The organism is Tianxiuia mixotrophica (assembly GCF_050596425.1).
Classification (GTDB): domain Bacteria; phylum Bacillota; class Clostridia; order Peptostreptococcales; family Acidaminobacteraceae.
In genome coordinates this window covers 4,533,652-4,550,129 of record NZ_CP192292.1, presented here as the reverse complement: position 1 = coordinate 4,550,129, position 16,478 = coordinate 4,533,652, and the positions used below count along the sequence as shown (strand labels likewise).

At 41.4% G+C, this 16,478-nt stretch carries 13 protein-coding genes; 11 read left to right on the top strand and 2 right to left on the bottom strand.

Annotated elements, in window-relative coordinates; all coding sequences use genetic code 11:
• Positions 1 to 134: 134 nt before the first annotated feature.
• Complete coding sequence (locus tag ACQ4KW_RS20055) at positions 135 to 671, bottom strand: ribonuclease H family protein (protein ID WP_430884208.1); 537 nt, start codon at positions 669 to 671, stop codon at positions 135 to 137.
• Between the two features lie 140 nt (positions 672 to 811).
• Between ACQ4KW_RS20055 and ACQ4KW_RS20050 the strand changes: the two genes are divergently transcribed.
• Positions 812 to 1,627, top strand: a complete 816-nt coding sequence (locus tag ACQ4KW_RS20050; RefSeq protein ID WP_430884207.1) for a P-loop NTPase — start codon at positions 812 to 814, stop codon at positions 1,625 to 1,627.
• 83 nt (positions 1,628 to 1,710) lie between these two features.
• On the top strand, positions 1,711 to 2,148 hold the full coding sequence (locus ACQ4KW_RS20045) for a DUF134 domain-containing protein (RefSeq protein ID WP_430884206.1): 438 nt from the start codon (positions 1,711 to 1,713) through the stop codon (positions 2,146 to 2,148).
• Positions 2,149 to 2,218: 70 nt separating this feature from the next.
• Here ACQ4KW_RS20045 and ACQ4KW_RS20040 read toward each other — a convergent pair whose 3' ends face one another.
• A complete protein-coding gene (locus ACQ4KW_RS20040; protein WP_430884205.1) occupies positions 2,219 to 2,713 on the bottom strand; it encodes a YkuS family protein in 495 nt (164 codons plus the stop codon).
• 224 nt (positions 2,714 to 2,937) lie between these two features.
• On the opposite strand from ACQ4KW_RS20040, the gene mgsA reads away from it, so the two are divergent.
• From mgsA to ACQ4KW_RS19995, 9 genes are all read left to right on the top strand, one after another.
• Positions 2,938 to 3,342 (top strand): methylglyoxal synthase, encoded by a 405-nt coding sequence (gene mgsA, locus ACQ4KW_RS20035; RefSeq protein ID WP_430884204.1) that lies wholly within the window; start codon positions 2,938 to 2,940, stop codon positions 3,340 to 3,342.
• Positions 3,343 to 3,613: 271 nt separating this feature from the next.
• Positions 3,614 to 4,543: a diguanylate cyclase domain-containing protein gene (locus ACQ4KW_RS20030; RefSeq protein ID WP_430884203.1), complete on the top strand. Its 930-nt coding sequence runs from the start codon at positions 3,614 to 3,616 to the stop codon at positions 4,541 to 4,543.
• A 44-nt stretch (positions 4,544 to 4,587) separates the two neighbouring features.
• On the top strand, positions 4,588 to 4,794 hold the full coding sequence (locus ACQ4KW_RS20025; protein ID WP_430884202.1) for a hypothetical protein: 207 nt from the start codon (positions 4,588 to 4,590) through the stop codon (positions 4,792 to 4,794).
• A 259-nt stretch (positions 4,795 to 5,053) separates the two neighbouring features.
• Entirely contained in the window at positions 5,054 to 5,533 is a 480-nt protein-coding gene (locus ACQ4KW_RS20020; protein WP_430884201.1) for an NAD(P)H-dependent oxidoreductase subunit E, read from the top strand.
• Positions 5,534 to 5,574: 41 nt separating this feature from the next.
• Entirely contained in the window at positions 5,575 to 5,943 is a 369-nt protein-coding gene (locus ACQ4KW_RS20015; RefSeq protein WP_430884200.1) for a (2Fe-2S) ferredoxin domain-containing protein, read from the top strand.
• A 28-nt stretch (positions 5,944 to 5,971) separates the two neighbouring features.
• Entirely contained in the window at positions 5,972 to 7,762 is a 1,791-nt protein-coding gene (locus tag ACQ4KW_RS20010; protein ID WP_430884199.1) for an NADH-ubiquinone oxidoreductase-F iron-sulfur binding region domain-containing protein, read from the top strand.
• 114 nt (positions 7,763 to 7,876) lie between these two features.
• The gene (locus ACQ4KW_RS20005) at positions 7,877 to 9,628 is read left to right on the top strand and encodes an NADH-dependent [FeFe] hydrogenase, group A6 (protein ID WP_430884198.1); all 1,752 of its coding nucleotides are present in this window, start codon (positions 7,877 to 7,879) and stop codon (positions 9,626 to 9,628) included.
• A 533-nt stretch (positions 9,629 to 10,161) separates the two neighbouring features.
• The gene (locus tag ACQ4KW_RS20000) at positions 10,162 to 15,771 is read left to right on the top strand and encodes an SdrD B-like domain-containing protein (protein WP_430884197.1); all 5,610 of its coding nucleotides are present in this window, start codon (positions 10,162 to 10,164) and stop codon (positions 15,769 to 15,771) included.
• Complete coding sequence (locus ACQ4KW_RS19995; RefSeq protein ID WP_430884196.1) at positions 15,744 to 16,460, top strand: class D sortase; 717 nt, start codon at positions 15,744 to 15,746, stop codon at positions 16,458 to 16,460. Before ACQ4KW_RS20000 ends, ACQ4KW_RS19995 begins: the two co-directional genes overlap by 28 nt.
• Positions 16,461 to 16,478 lie beyond the last annotated feature (18 nt).

Sequence of the window (16,478 nt, the reverse complement as noted above, 5' to 3'; positions counted from 1 at the left end):
AGATGCTAATTATGAATTTGACTTTGCAAGTTCAAGAAAACAAGTGATGACTGAGTGTGCAAATGCAATAGATTAAAATAAAAAAGCTAAGACCATATACCTAGTGGTCTTAGCTTTTTGTATGGACCAGGTTCTTAACGGTACTGGTCCATGCCCACATTGGCCAGTTCATCAGCCCTGTGGTTCATTTTTATAAGGTATTCAAAACGGTCCATTGGAATAGAACCATAGGCCTTGGCATACTTGGTATACCATTTGTTGACCTCTGATTTTTTTTCTAAATCAAGATGTCCCTTGACCTTGTAAAAATTAACGGTGTTTGCCTTGTGGACATAGTGGATAATTTGCTCCCAAAGTTCCTTGTTTTCCACAGGCTTTTTTTGAGAGGTCTTCCATCCGTTTGTTTGCCATTTGACATACCATTTCTGATTGAAACAGTTTACGATATAAGCGCTGTCAGAATAAACATTGATTTGATGGTTAAGGGACTTTAGAGCCTTAAGCCCTTCAAGGACAGCCGTGAGTTCCATAATATTATTTGTTGTATTGGATGAGCCGCCGTAGAGCTCTTTTTTATTATCACCAGCTTCAAGGATTGTTCCCCAACCACCGACGTTGTTTTCATTTTGGTTCCCGGAACAGGCACCATCTGTATAGATATTAATGACCATTTCAGCAGCCTCCTTTTCACACCCATTATAGCATGATGATCTTGTGGTTGACAGGGTGCGGTTGAAAGCGTATTATCAAACTGTATGATATATGGCATATGCCATATATTTTTTAACTTAACTTTTGATGGAGGTAGAACATGATAGAGAAGTATAAACTCAATGGGAACTCTCAAATAAAGCATACAATCGGTGTTATGAGCGGAAAAGGGGGCGTTGGAAAGTCTTCTGTGACGTCACTTTTGGCAGTTTCCCTTATGGAACAGGGGTATCGAGTGGGGGTTATGGATGCAGACATCACTGGGCCAAGTATCCCTAAAGTTTTTGGTCTTTCAGGCAAAAGAGCCCGTGGTTCGGAGACGGAAATTTTCCCAGTGGAAACGGCCAAGGGCATAAAGATCATGTCCATCAATGTCTTGGTGGAAAATGATGATGACCCTGTCGTGTGGCGTGGGCCTGTTCTCTCAGGTATTATTAAGCGCTTTTATGAAGAAGTTAACTGGGGAGAACTTGATGTCCTACTGATTGATATGCCACCAGGCACAGGGGATGTGCCACTCACTGTCATGCAGTCTCTTCCAGTGGATGGCATTGTGGTTGTGTCCTCACCGCAAGATCTCGTTGGCCTCATTGTTAAAAAGTCTATCAAAATGGCCAATATGCTCCACACGCCAATTCTAGGCCTTATCGAAAACATGGCTTATCTGGAATGTCCTGATTGTGGTGGAAAACACAATGTATTTGGGACAAGCAAGGTGCCGGAGGTTGCAAAGGAACATGACCTTCCGCTGATTGCCTCTCTGCCTATAGATCCAAAACTTGCAGAGCTAAGTGATGAAGGGAAGGTTGAGCTTTACGGCAAGATCAATTATACTTTTGGTGAGGACTTTGGTTCTAAAGTGAAAGATATGATGGCCGAGCTTGATAAAAAGCCATTTGTGCTGCCTTCATTCTAAATAGACCAATATGTCTGAGTGATTTTATAAGAATATAAATCTTATTTTGCAAGTCGCTTTGTTGATAGAAAGTGGGACTATTTATGCCAAGACCAATGAAACCAAGACGTATAGGCGCCCTTCCAAGGAAAAGAAAGTTTGTGCCAGAAGGTTCAGTGCAAGACGAAGTTGTCATAAAGCTTGATGAAATGGAAGCCATTCGACTAAAAGATGTCGAGGGCCTCAATCAAGAACAGGCGGCAAAGCGAATGCATGTTTCTAGACAAACCTACCAACTTATACTGGAGTCAGGCCGAAAAAAAGTGGCCGTAGCCCTTACAGAAGGTCGAACCATTCAGATTGATGGTGGTCATGTGACCATAAATATTTGTGAATACACCTGTGACAAGTGTGGACACACCCACAGTAAGGAATATGAAAAACGCGGCGGTGGCTGCCCGCAGTGCGGCAAGATGGACGAGCGGTGCAAGCCTGATAAGGCCCACTGTCCGAAATGCTGTATGCGGCGGCGTGGCTTGTAAAGGCAAATAAAAAATCCTCATTCCAACCAGGAATGAGGATTTCTATTTTCATGAATGTGTGTTTGCCAAACTATTTAAACAATCCTTTTTGAATGGCTTCCAGAATCATTTGTGGTGTCATGTTGTCAGCATTGATAACAAGCTGTTTTCCATGAAACTGAACGGGTTCGATTTCTTCATAGGCCATGTCCACGTGGTTGATGATAGAAACGTTGGCGTCTATATCATTGTGACCATATGTAACAACCTGAAACCCTTCGCCTTTTAGTACTTTTTCAACTTCAGTCATACCTGGCTGAATGGAAATCTTAATATCCAGACCTTTTTTGCATGGGCCTTTTTTAATGGCTTCAAGCACTCTTTCAGGAGACATATTATCCGCATTGATAACAAGCATTTTTCCGTGGCATTGTACTGGTTCGATTTCTTCATAAGCCATGTCCACATCATTGATAATTGCAACGTGTGCGTCCATGTCATTGTCTCCGTATTTTACAACATCATAGCCTTCTTTTTTAAGTAGATTTTCAAGTTCTGTCATACCTGTTTGAATAGAAATTTTCATATCTCTACACCTCCTATATGTAAGGTGTATACCCGCAGTTGGTATAAGAAAATCTAAAAATACAAAAAATGCTAGAAAATTGAAGTCGGGTATCGAGAAACTGATCCAGCAGGAAGTTCTATGTTAATAAAATGCATCCTTTGAGTTAAACTATGGCTTGACCTGTCCCGCGGGTCGCGGAAATGATATAATGTGTATTATAAGAGAGAATAGGAGGCAACATAATGAAAATAGCACTCATAGCACATGATAAAAAGAAAGATCAGATCGTTAAATTTGCGGTTCGCCATAAAGCCATTTTGAAAGAGCAAGATCTGTATGCAACAGGCACAACAGGTCAAAGAATCATGGATGTTACGGGCCTTGAGGTTCACCGTTTTCTGTCAGGTCCTCTTGGAGGCGACCAGCAAATAGGCAGCATGCTGGCACAAGATGATATGGATTTGGTGATTTTTCTAAGAGATCCTTTAACAGCCCAGCCCCATGAGCCAGATGTTCAGGCTCTTCTAAGACTATGTGATGTGCACCAAGTCCCTTTGGCAACAAACATCACATCGGCAGAAATTCTCTTACAGAGCATGTCTAATGATCCAGAGTGGAGAACAGTTAGTGCGGATTACAGAAAATAATTTATAAGGTCATAAATTCATTCAGCCCCCAAGGGAGACGCATAACTTGTCTTGTCCATGGGGGCTTTTGCGTACTGTAAATCATAGAAAATTCCGTATTTAGAAATATTAATCTTAAAAAAGGCAATCCTTATATCAACTGGTAATTCAATCGATTGGGGAGACATAGGGCTAAAGGCATTAAAAATCACTCTGAAAAAGTGTAAAATAGACTTACAAATGTGTGTAATCATATGTCATAAGGGTATTTTCCACTTATGGAGGAAGACTTATGGAGAAGAAAGGTCAAATTTACATAAACGAATCTGCCCTGCGCATGAGGCGGGCTGAGAAAAAATTTCGAATGTTATTTGAGTATTCCCCGATTGGCATGGCCATGGTCAACCATGAAACTGGGGCATTTCTTGAGGTGAATCAATCTCTGCTTGATTCAACGGGTTATACAAAAGAAGAGTTTTTAAACTTGAGCTTTTGGGATATAACACCGAGGGAATATGAGGCTCAGGAAGAGGCGCAAATTGAAGAGCTGAACACCACGGGACGGTTTGGACCAAATGAAAAGGAGTACATACGCAAAGATGGAACAAGATTTCCTATTAAAATAAGAGGCTTTAAGTTAAGTGATGTGGATGGCACAGAACTTGTTTGGGGCATTATTGAAGATATATCTGAACAAAGACGTATGGAAGAGAATTTAAGATTTCATGCCTACCATGATACTCTGACCAGCCTTTCCAACCGTAGAAAGTTTGAAAAGGACTTAAGAGAAGCTCTTAAAGCCTGTGAAGAGACCTCGCTTGTTATGGCTCTTTTTATTCTGGACCTCGATAAGTTTAAGGCGGTCAATGACAACTATGGTCATCAGGTAGGAGACCAACTGCTTGTCGATGTGGGCAAGCGCATCAAGCATGTCATTCAAAATGACAAGGACACAGTGGCCCGTATAGGTGGGGACGAGTTCGCGGTTATACTCAATGACATTCAATCGAGGGACAATGCTTACCAGGTGGCAGAACGAATCCGTGTTCAACTGGAAAGACCCTTTTCAATATGTGGAAACATGATAAGCATCACAGCCAGTATTGGTGTTGCCATGGGACCAGAAGACAGTCTGGATGAAGATATTATATTTCGAAAAGCAGATGAAAATGCTTATTCCATTAAAGAAGATGGTGGCAACGGTGTGAAAATCACCTCCTAGGTGGGATGTAAAATCTTGAACTGACCTCTTCGTGGGGGAATAGTTTGTCATTGAATAAAAGAAATACAAAGCATGGATGTGTTGGTGTGCTCCCTTCTAAGTATAAAATGCAAGGGAGCTTTCTTATGCCCAAATACCAAAATATTGATATTGATGTCAAAATTATATGCCTTAAATGGAAGCAGCTTTACAGACTAGAATTATGTTTTGAAAATGAAAAAGGAGAAAATAATATGGCAAATGCCACTTAATTTGTGAACTTTTCGTAATGTCAAATTTTTAACGTAAAAAGGGTTTACATCTTAATCAACTATGTTATACTACTCTTGAATATAAAGTTAAATTATTAACGAAACTGGTCAAAATCCTATTTTCGCTGGTCTTGAGGCAAAAGAGCTTCCTGTGGCAGGGAAATATTTTTTGAAACATATTGTTAATTATTTAACTATTTTTTATCGAAATGGTCATACGTAGTAAACATATGCCAACAATCAAAGGAGTGAATCTACAATGAGCAAATCTTTGACTGCTGAAAATTTTGCAAAACTAGATGCTGTCATCGCTGAGCAAAAAGGTAAGCGAGGCGCTTTAATGCCTGTTCTACATGAAGGACAACACATTTTCGGATACTTGCCTTTAGAAGTTCAAAAACATATCTCAAAGGGTCTTGAAGTACCAATGGCTGAAATTTATGGTGTGGTGACTTTCTACTCCCAATTTTCACTAGAGCCAAAGGGTGAATACCATATTGGTGTATGTCTTGGTACAGCATGTTACGTTAAGGGGGCACAGTCTCTAATCGATATTATCAGTAGAGACCTGGACGTGGCTGTTGGTAAGACATCAGAAGGCGGAAAGTTTTCACTAGAAGCAACACGCTGTATTGGTGCATGTGGTCTAGCGCCTGTATTAACAGTGAATGAGGACGTTTACGGTCGCCTTGTTGACGGGGACATCCCAGGCATTTTAGAAAAATATAAGGGTCTATAATACGGACTAAGATCCACTGAAATAGGGAGAGGAGATTTAACATGAAATCATTAGCTGAACTGGCAAAAATCCGTGAGGAAGCGCTAAAGAAAGTTAATATCAGAACAGATAGAAAAGGCACTCGCATTGTCGTTGGCATGGCTACTTGTGGAATCTCAGCCGGTGCTCGTCCAGTTATGTCTGCCCTGATGGACGAAACAGGCAAGAGACAACTTAATGACGTTGAAGTGACTCAAACAGGCTGTATCGGCGTTTGTCGTCTTGAACCGATTGTTGAAGTTTACAAAGAAGGTCAAGAAAAAGTCACTTACGTTGAAATGACAGAAGAAAAAGCGCGTCGTGTGATCGCTGAACATATAGTAAACGGAAAAATTGTATCAGAATTTACGATTGGTGCATCAGAAAAATAAGAACGAAAATGGTTTAAGGAGGAAGCACATGGAACTAGTAAGATCGCATGTCCTAGTCTGTGGCGGTACTGGATGTACTTCGTCTGGTGCGCTAGACATCGAAGCTAAATTCGCAGAAGAACTTGCAAAGCATGATATAGAAAATGAAGTGAAAGTCGTTCGTACAGGATGTTTTGGTCTTTGTGAAGCAGGCCCAATTGTCATTGTATATCCTGAAGGCGCATTTTATAGCCGTGTGGATGCCAATGATATTGCACGCATCACAGAAGAACACCTTTTAAAGGGTCGTGTTGTTACAGACCTTCTATACAGTGAATCTGTAGATAATGATGAAATTAAATCAATTGATGAAGTTGGTTTTTATAAAAAACAGCAGCGTATTGCTCTTAGAAATTGTGGTGTTATCAACCCTGAAATTATTGATGAGTACATCGCAATGGATGGCTACAAGGCTCTTGGTAAGGCTCTGACTGAAATGAGCCAAGAAGAGGTTATTGAAGTTATTAAGAAGTCTGGACTGCGCGGCCGTGGTGGTGGCGGTTTCCCATCAGGTCTAAAGTGGCAGTTCACATACCAAGCTGAAGGCGACCAAAAGTTTGTGGCCTGTAACGCCGATGAAGGTGACCCAGGCGCATTTATGGATCGTTCTGTTCTTGAGGGTGACCCGCACGTAATTATTGAAGCCATGGCACTTGCAGCTTACGCAGTTGGTGCAGATAAGGGCTATGTTTACATCCGTGCAGAGTACCCAATTGCAGTTAACAGACTTAAGATTGCCATTGAACAGGCCCGTGAGTACGGACTGCTTGGAGAGGGCATCTTTGGTTCAGAGTTCAACTTTGACATGGAAGTCAAACTGGGCGCCGGTGCCTTTGTATGTGGTGAAGAGACAGCTCTTATCGCTTCTATTGAAGGCGAAAGAGGTATGCCTCGTCCACGTCCGCCGTTCCCAGCGCAAAAAGGTATCTTTGGCAAGCCAACACTGCTTAACAATGTTGAAACCTATGCCAATGTGCCACAAATCATCTTAAATGGTGCCGACTGGTATAGCGGTATAGGCACTGAGCGTTCAAAGGGTACAAAAGTATTCGCCTTAGGCGGAAAAATCGTCAATACAGGTCTTCTTGAAGTGCCTATGGGTACGACACTACGCGAAGTTATATTTGAAGTGGGTGGCGGTATTCCGAATGGAAAGGCCTTTAAAGCGGTTCAAACAGGTGGCCCATCTGGTGGTTGTCTGACAGAAAAATACCTCGACACGCCAATTGACTTTGACAACCTTGTTGAGCTAGGCTCAATGATGGGATCAGGCGGTATGATTGTCATGGATGAAGACAACTGTATGGTTGACGTTGCACGTTTCTTCTTAGACTTCACTGTAGATGAGTCATGTGGTAAGTGTACACCTTGTCGTGAAGGCACAAAGCGTATGCTCGAAATCCTTGATAAGATCTGCGAAGGCAAGGGCACAATGGCTGATCTTGATAAATTAGAGACTCTGTCTCACTCAATCAAGGACTCGGCTCTATGTGGTCTTGGTCAAACAGCACCAAACCCAGTTTTATCAACGCTTGAACACTTTAGAGAAGAGTACGTGGCTCATGTCGATGAAAAGAGATGTCCAGCAGGCGTTTGTACAGACCTTCTACAGATCGTTATTGCAGACGGTTGTATTGGTTGTACGGCTTGTACACGTGTATGTCCTGTTGATGCCATTGAGGGCGAAAGAAAAGCGCCTCATGTCATTGATCAAGACAAGTGCATCAAGTGTGGGGCTTGTATCGACAAGTGTCCAGTTAAGGTTATTGTTAAACAGTAATCGGAATCAACTTATAAATGGTTTTAACTGAAAGAGTCAGTTCATTAAATATATCCCGGGTCTGATTGATTCAGACCCCTATCTCCCAACTTTCGTAGCTAGAGAGGTGAAAAAATGGAAAATGTAAAACTGTCTATCAACGGCATGGATTTTGAGGTGCCGTCAAATTATACAGTCCTAGAAGCGGCAAAAGAAGCGGGCATTCATATCCCGACGCTTTGCTACTTAAAAGACCTAAACGAAGTCGGCGCATGCCGTGTGTGTGTTGTCGAAGTTGAAGGGGCGCGTACACTTCAAGCTTCATGTGTTCTGCCTGTTCGCGAGGGCATGGTCGTTAAGACAAACACCAAGCGTGTTCGTGCGTCACAAAAAATGACAACAGAACTCCTGCTTGCAAACCATAATAGAGAGTGTCTAACATGCTACCGTTCTAAAAACTGTGAGCTTCAGAACCTATCTGAAGAACTGGGAATTTCAGATGTGGCATTTGAAGGCGCTAAGCGCGAAGCCAAAATTGATAATGCTTCAGCATCCATAGTACGTGATGCCAGCAAGTGTATCCTTTGTGGACGTTGTGTGTCAGCATGTAAGAAGACGCAAGGGCTTTCAGTGCTTGACTTCCAAAACCGCGGATTTGAAACAACAGTTGGACCTGCCTTTGATGTGTCAATGAATGATGCACCATGTGTTTACTGTGGTCAGTGTATGATTGTTTGTCCAGTTGCGGCCCTGCGTGAAAAAACAGATATTGAGCGTGTTTGGGACGCCATAGAGGATCCAGAGGTTCATGTTGTGGCTCAAACAGCACCGGCTGTACGTGCGGCTCTTGGTGAAGAGTTCGGTATGCCAATCGGCACACGTGTCACTGGTAAAATGGTTGCAGCCATTCGCCGTCTTGGTGTGGACAGAATCTATGACACAGACTTCGGGGCTGACCTGACAATCATGGAAGAGGGTCACGAACTGCTTCATAGAATAAAAAATGGTGGCAAACTGCCAATGATCACATCTTGCTCACCGGGCTGGATTCGTCACGCAGAGTTTAACCATCCAGATTTCTTAGATAACCTGTCAACATGTAAGTCGCCAGCTCAAATGTTTGGTGCCATCACAAAGTCTTATTATGCTGAAAAGCATGGTGTTGACCCGTCAAAAATCTTTGTTCTGTCCTTCATGCCTTGTACGTCTAAAAAGTCTGAAGCAGCAAGAGAAGAACTTGAGGTTGATGGTTTAAGAGATGTTGATGCGGTTATTACAACGCGTGAACTGGGCAAGATGATCAAGCAAACCCGTCTTGACTTTATCAATCTTCCAGATGAAGAATTTGACAGAGACTACCTAGGTGACTACACAGGTGCAGGCGTAATATTCGGTGCAACAGGTGGCGTTATGGAAGCGGCTCTTCGTACAGTGGCTGACGTCCTCACCGGAGATGACCTAAAAGATTTCGAATACCATGCTGTTCGTGGTATTGATGGCATTAAAGAAGCAACTGTTAAAATTGGTGAACTTGACATTAACGTGGCGCTTGCGCATTCTACGGGTGAAGCAACAAGACTGCTTGATATGGTACGCTCAGGTGAAAAAGACTATCATTTCATCGAGATCATGGGTTGTTCAGGCGGCTGTGTATGCGGTGGTGGTCAGCCACAGCAACCTGCTGATGTACTAAACAGTGGCATTGATATCCGAGTGGAGCGTGCCAAGGCACTTTACGAAGAAGACACTGTAAAGGCCATTAGAAAGTCTCACCAAAACCCTATGATTCAAGATCTATATAAGAATTTCCTAGGGGAGCCAAACAGTCATAAGGCGCACAAACTGCTTCATACGCATTACAAAAAGCGTGACGCATTCACGGACTAAAAATTGTAGATAATTCATATCAGTAATACAGGCCAATTGTGATATATATTATTTAATCAATACCTTCATAAGAGCCTTAATCAAGCTCTAAATCACTCAACAAGTTATATACGTGGTTGCTCTATCACGATATATACTAGCCTCCCATTTGGCCATGGTCGGGTTAGTAAACATTTAAACCACTTCAAATGTCTTTTCTAATAGAAAGACATTGGAGTGGTTTTTGTTGTGTATTGGTTATTTATATTTACAGAAATTCTATGGGAAACCTGTCTAAGGTTCATGAGACGGAATTTAAAATTAATATTTTGTAATAAATCAAAATTAAATATGGGTCTATAGACCTATTCGCATGACTCGCTTTCATGAATTTCAAGAATATCGTTAATAAAGTAACGATATTTTTTTTATTTTAAAGAAAGTTTTTAATAACATCAAAATGCCCCGTGAAGCAAGAATCAGTATAAGATATGGCAGTAAAAGAAATGGTAAATTTGTTGGTCTATACTGCATAACTTATGGAGGTGTTAAGTATGAGACAATTTAAATACAAGTACTTTAACAATCAATTTAAAAGGAGACTAAGCATACTGCTGATATTCATACTAATGATTCAGCTTATGCCTATTCAAAAGCTAACATTTGCTGGTGATTCGACAAATGACGGTTCAAGTGGGGACGGATCATCCGTTTCAACAACAAGTGGTGGAGCCATCACTGTGGACTTGGTTGAGATAAACCTTGCCCATGAAGACACATTAACTGGCACCATGAAGAATAACGATCCAGTGTCAGAGGCGCCTGATCCTGGTGAGGATGAAACAACAGCGGATGAATATGTTCGTACGCTTGATAAGGTGACTTACAATTTGAGTTACAGTGTCAAGGAACAGAACAAACAAGCTGAAAATCTTGTATTAAAAGGATATATTGAAGAACCAGCAGGACAGTCGTCAAGCGCTGTGTGGGACAATGGCCTATTATCCTATTCTGGTCTGACTATTTCGGACGATGGTAAAACATTCAGTCGTGATTTAGGCTCGATCAGCGGGGGAGAAGCCTATACCTTTAATGCGGAAGTTTATGTGCCACCGACAGAGAATGGAAACACCTTCAAGGTACATTTTGAAATGAGTGGGGACAACACAGAAAAGTTAACGACAACACCTGTAGAAAGCATTGTCTCTGCTATACCCAAAATTGATTTAATACTGGTTAAAGAATCCGATGATCCAGTGGTGAATGACGATGATTCCATGGATATTATTATGAATTATGGAATTGCTATGGCGTCAAAGGCCGAGATGGGCATGGAACTATTAAAGCAACCCATTCGATTTGATATAAACTTAGATGAAATAGGTGTAGAAGGTGTACGCCTTAAGACGAAAAATGGTTATGGAATCAATAATGATGGATATTTATCGTATTCATTGCCATATGGAAAAATAAAATCTAAGGAAGAGGAAAAGAGTGTTAGTGATAGTGGTCAGGTGACAATGACACAAAGTGCACCTGGTGAGACCATTCATGTCATTGTTGACAACATTGACACATCACTAGAGCATGTCCCGTCTAAATCAGTGGGAAATGACGCCCTGGATGTAACAAGTAAGTATTTCTTTTCAGGCTATGTTCGCTTGCTGGTCGATAATGAAAAATTAGAAGTGGGCAAGAACTCAATCACATTGAAGCTTGAAAATTTTGTTGCTGATGGTGAAAGCGGGCAGTCAAACTATGGTGCGCAAACGGAACCTTTAGAGAATAACAACCATAGGCATGATCTTGAAAAGCGAGACCCAGGAGAGTCTGGTTTTGGTTTTCGAGTGGATTATGTAAAAGACATTCATAGCACATCTAAGCTAGACACAATGACATCTTCAACTTCGGGAGATGGAACGGTTGTACCAGGACAAAACTTTGGTGCGACTGCATACATTATAAACAGTCATTATCAGGATTTAACAGAAGTTTCCCTTATTTTAAAGATAGATCCTGATGTTCTCGAACTGACGGATTTTGTTAACGGCTCAAACCCGCCTATGAAGGCAAAATACCACGGGGGTCCCGGCAAAGAGAATATGGTCATGCTATTTGGGTCTAAAACCTTCACTGACTATGATGAAATGAGAAACACAACAGAAACAGATAATGGCATGTGGTACTCAACGTATGAAGAGGCAGCCGCAGTTGGACCTGTTTCAATGATTAAAATCGAATCTAAGCCAGGTGTTGAACTGGACTACAGAGAGACTATGACCCTGGCACTGAGTCTACAAGCCAAGACCAATCCAATTGGGACGATCCTGCCTATATTTGCATCTGGAAAGGTCAAGGAAGTCAATGGTGGGGACTATGAAGTGGGCAACTATGATCCTGCGACCAATGATGGAAATTCAACTGGCCAGCGCCTATTTGTGTCAGAAATCAACTCAAGAATTGAAAAGACGGATATCACTGATGGCGCAGATGTCACTGGCAAAAGTGGACAGGAAACATCGACGTACACAATCGAAAATGATACAACCATTGAATTTAAGCTCCAACCTTCCTTCACGTCTGACCTTAGGATGGGGATTGTTAAAACCAGTGAAGATGTAAAAATCGTTGATACATTACCAGAGCATCTTGAATATGTAGAGGGTTCGGCTTCAGTGGACCCAGTGAGTGTACAAAGCTTGAGCACGGGTGAGACTCAAGTGACTTGGAATATGGGAAAGGTGACTCTGAATCAATCCATAGAGCCAATAACCTACTCTGCAGTGATTCCGTATTATGTAAAAGACAATACAGTTTTAACAAACAAAGTTGTTATTTCATCTGATGCGGACTTATCCCTTGAAAGCCTGAGAACAGACACTTATCCAGTGAAAGTTCTTAACACAAGAGCTTGGGTCATTCGTGAAGAGGTTCGTACACCAGAGGTAGAGATTAATGAACCTATAGAGTATGAAATTGAGTACGCTAACTTAAATGACAAAGACATGAATAATTTTGACCTAATTACTGTGCTTCCAAATCCTCAAGATGGCACAAATGAATCAGATTATGATGGTGGCTATGAAATAAAGTCAATTACGGTAAACCATAATGAGACAATTCTCGCCACCCTAGAACCTAGCAATCAAATAGAAGTTGACCCAAAACTCAACCAGCCAATATGGAGCGTATACAAGGATCTTTCCGAAGATGAGAAAAAGAGAGTGACCGGTCTGCGTTTTCAGAGTGCGGTATTCAAAAAAGATGAAGAGTCAAGGACTATAACAATTGAGTTGCAACCTTCAAATAATCTTGGTGGAAACACATATGCATCATTTGTAAGCGGTAGAACATCAGATATTGACCAGTTGATTCGATCTAAGAATGTTGTAGCCAAAACTGTGTCTAGCACAATAGGCGATACAGTTTGGGTGGATAGTAATAGCAACGGACTAAAAGAAGCCCATGAGAATGGTATTGCAAATGTTCAAGTGACTCTTATGAAGGGGCCAGAGGTGGTAGACAAAGTGGCCACAGATTCTAATGGACAGTATCAATTTAATAATCTTCATTCGGGTGAATACGGGATCATTCTTGATGCCACCACACTACCAGCAGATTATTCTCAAGTGTATGATCCAGATGGCACTCAGGATCATAGAACGCTTGTCAATCTAAATAGAGACACGGAATATTTAGTAGCAGATTTTGGTTACAAGGATGATAATTATGTTGAGCCACCAGAGACAGAAAAAGGTCAAATTGGTGACTACATCTATAAAGACGTAGACGAAGACGGAAAACAGTCAGCGGGTGACACAGGTCTAGAAAATGTCAAAGTGACCCTTGAAAACACAGACACAAGTGAGACAGTTGAAACAAAAACAGACGCAGACGGAAAGTACAGTTTCACAGGCCTAGAGGCCGGGAACTACAAGGTGAAAGTTGATACAAGCACAGTGACAGACCTTGATTTATCCATTGACCCAGACGCCACTGTGGATGGTCTTTATACTGTGACACTGGCAAAAGACCAGGTTGTTGATTATGCGGACTTTGGATTTAAAGAAAAAGAAGATCCAGATGAAGAGGAAGAAGTTGATCCAGAACCACCAGTGGTAGACAATAAAGGTCAAATTGGTGACTACATCTATAAAGACGTAGACGAAGACGGAAAACAGTCAGCGGGTGACACAGGGCTAGAAAATATCAAAGTGACCCTTGAAAACACAGACACAAGTGAGATAGTTGAAACAAAAACAGACGCAGACGGAAAGTACAATTTCACAGGCCTAGAGGCCGGAAACTACAAGGTGACAGTTGATACAAGCACAGTGACAGACCTTGACTTATCCATTGACCCAGACGCCACTGTGGATGGTCTTTATACTGTGACACTGGCAAAAGACCAGGTTGTTGATTATGCGGACTTTGGATTTAAAGAAAAAGAAGATCCAGATGAAGAGGAAGAAGTTGATCCAGAACCACCAGTGGTAGACAATAAAGGTCAAATTGGTGACTACATCTATAAAGACGTAGACGAAGACGGAAAACAGTCAGCGGGTGACACAGGGCTAGAAAATGTCAAAGTGACCCTTGAAAACACAGACACAAGTGAGACAGTTGAAACAAAAACAGACGCAGATGGCTTATACAATTTCACAGGCCTAGAGGCCGGAAACTACAAGGTGACAGTTGATACAAGCACAGTGACAGACCTTGACTTATCCATTGACCCAGACGCCACTGTGGACGGTCTTTATACAGTGACACTGGCAAAAGACCAGGTTATTGATGATGCGGACTTTGGATTTAAAGAAAAAGAAGATCCAGATGAAGAGGAAGAAGTTGATCCAGAACCACCAGTGGCAGACAATAAAGGTCAAATTGGTGACTACATCTATAAAGACATAGACGAAGATGGAAAACAGTCAGCGGGTGACAAAGGGCTAGAAAATATCAAAGTGACCCTTGAAAACACAGACACAAGTGAGACAGTTGAAACAAAAACAGACGCAGATGGCTTATATAGTTTCACAGGCCTAGAGGCCGGAAACTACAAGGTGACAGTTGATACAAGCACAGTGACAGACCTTGACTTATCCATTGACCCAGATTCCACTGTGGACGGTCTTTATATAGTGACACTGGCAAAAGACCAGGTTATTGATGATGCGGACTTTGGATTTAAAGAAAAAGAAGATCCAGATGAAGAGGAAGAAGTTGATCCAGAACCACCAGTGGTAGACAATAAAGGTCAAATTGGTGACTATGTATTCCTCGATGTGAACAAGAACAATGTACAAGATGAAGGGGATAAACCCCTTGCCAATGTCACACTTGAACTTACATCACCAGATCAAACAAAGACAGAAACAACAACAGATCAAAATGGCCTATATCATTTTGATAAGCTCTCAGAAGGCGAGTACCGTGTGAGAGTGTTTGCGAGTTCGCTAAGTATTGATCACAAGCTATTTGTTGATCCAGATGGCGTCCAGGATGGTATATTTACAGCTCATTTAGAAAAAGATCAAATTGTTGATTATGTGGACTTTGGTTTTATCATTGAGATATCGGATGAAAAAGAAGATGAAGAAGATGATGAAGATGATGAAAAAGAGGAAAAGAACAACGATTCGGATAATGATAAAGATCGGGAAAAGGATAGAAAGAAAGACAAAGACAAGTCCAATAAAAACAAGACGTCAGATGAAGAGACAGGTGATGAAACGGACTCTTCCATTGTAGAACTAGATGATAAGACCATTGAAGAGTTGATTGCGTCGGGTAAGCTAAAAGTTTACCATGTCGATAAAATGACCAATGAACTATTGACGGATGTATCATCAAAGACAGCCCCTGTCGGAGCCCAGTACTCAACTTTATCAAAGGATTTTGAGAACTATGAACTCGTTGAGGAACCATCAAATAAAGCAGGACTGATCGATGAGGACTTAACGACAGTAACCTATTATTATGAAAAAACAATCACCATAGAAGATGATGATGTGCCTTTGGGCATGATCGTTTTACCAAAGACAGGTGAAGAATCCAATTTACCTTACATCCTTGTTGGAGCATTTATGATTCTTTTAGGCATCTTAACAGCGGCAACAAAGAAAAAGGATGAAATATGCAAAGAGACAAAAGCAGGAAAATAATAGCGCTTCTTCTGGTGATCATAGGCGTTGCTCTTATCGTGAAGCCTTATGCTCAGGAATATGCAAGTGCAAATGCCCAAAAAGAGCTTTTAAAAAGATATAAAGAAAGCAAGGAATATGAATCAGAGCGTGAAAAAGAGGCAAAAGCACTTGTGTCATCCCTTGATGAAGCCATTCCAATTATTGATGAAGAGGCTCATAAAAGCAAGTCTGAGCTGTTAAGACAAAGACCAGATAAGCCAGAACGAATTATTGAAGAACTTGATCCAATCAGTCAGAAGATTGAAGAGGAAGACATTGTGCCAAAAGGCATACTGAAAATCGAGGCCATTAATTTCGAGCAGGTGATCATGCCCACGGCAAGTGCCAAGGATTTAAGCATTTCTGTGGGATGGATGCCCGAATCAAGCTGGATGGGGGATGGTGGGAACATTTGTATTGCTGGACACAGAAGTAAAACCTATGGTCGAAATTTCAATAGGTTAAACTCTGTCGAAATTGAAGATGTATTAACCCTCGAGATGAAAGATGAGAGCTCACAATATAAGGTCGTTAACAAGTTTATTGTGGAGCCAGAGGATGTATGGGTTGTCTCGCCCTTTATGGATGAGGAAACAGTGACCCTAATAACATGCACCCCCATTGAAAATCCAACCAATCGACTTGTTATACGAGCGATAAAAAAATAGTAAAGACAGCCCATTATG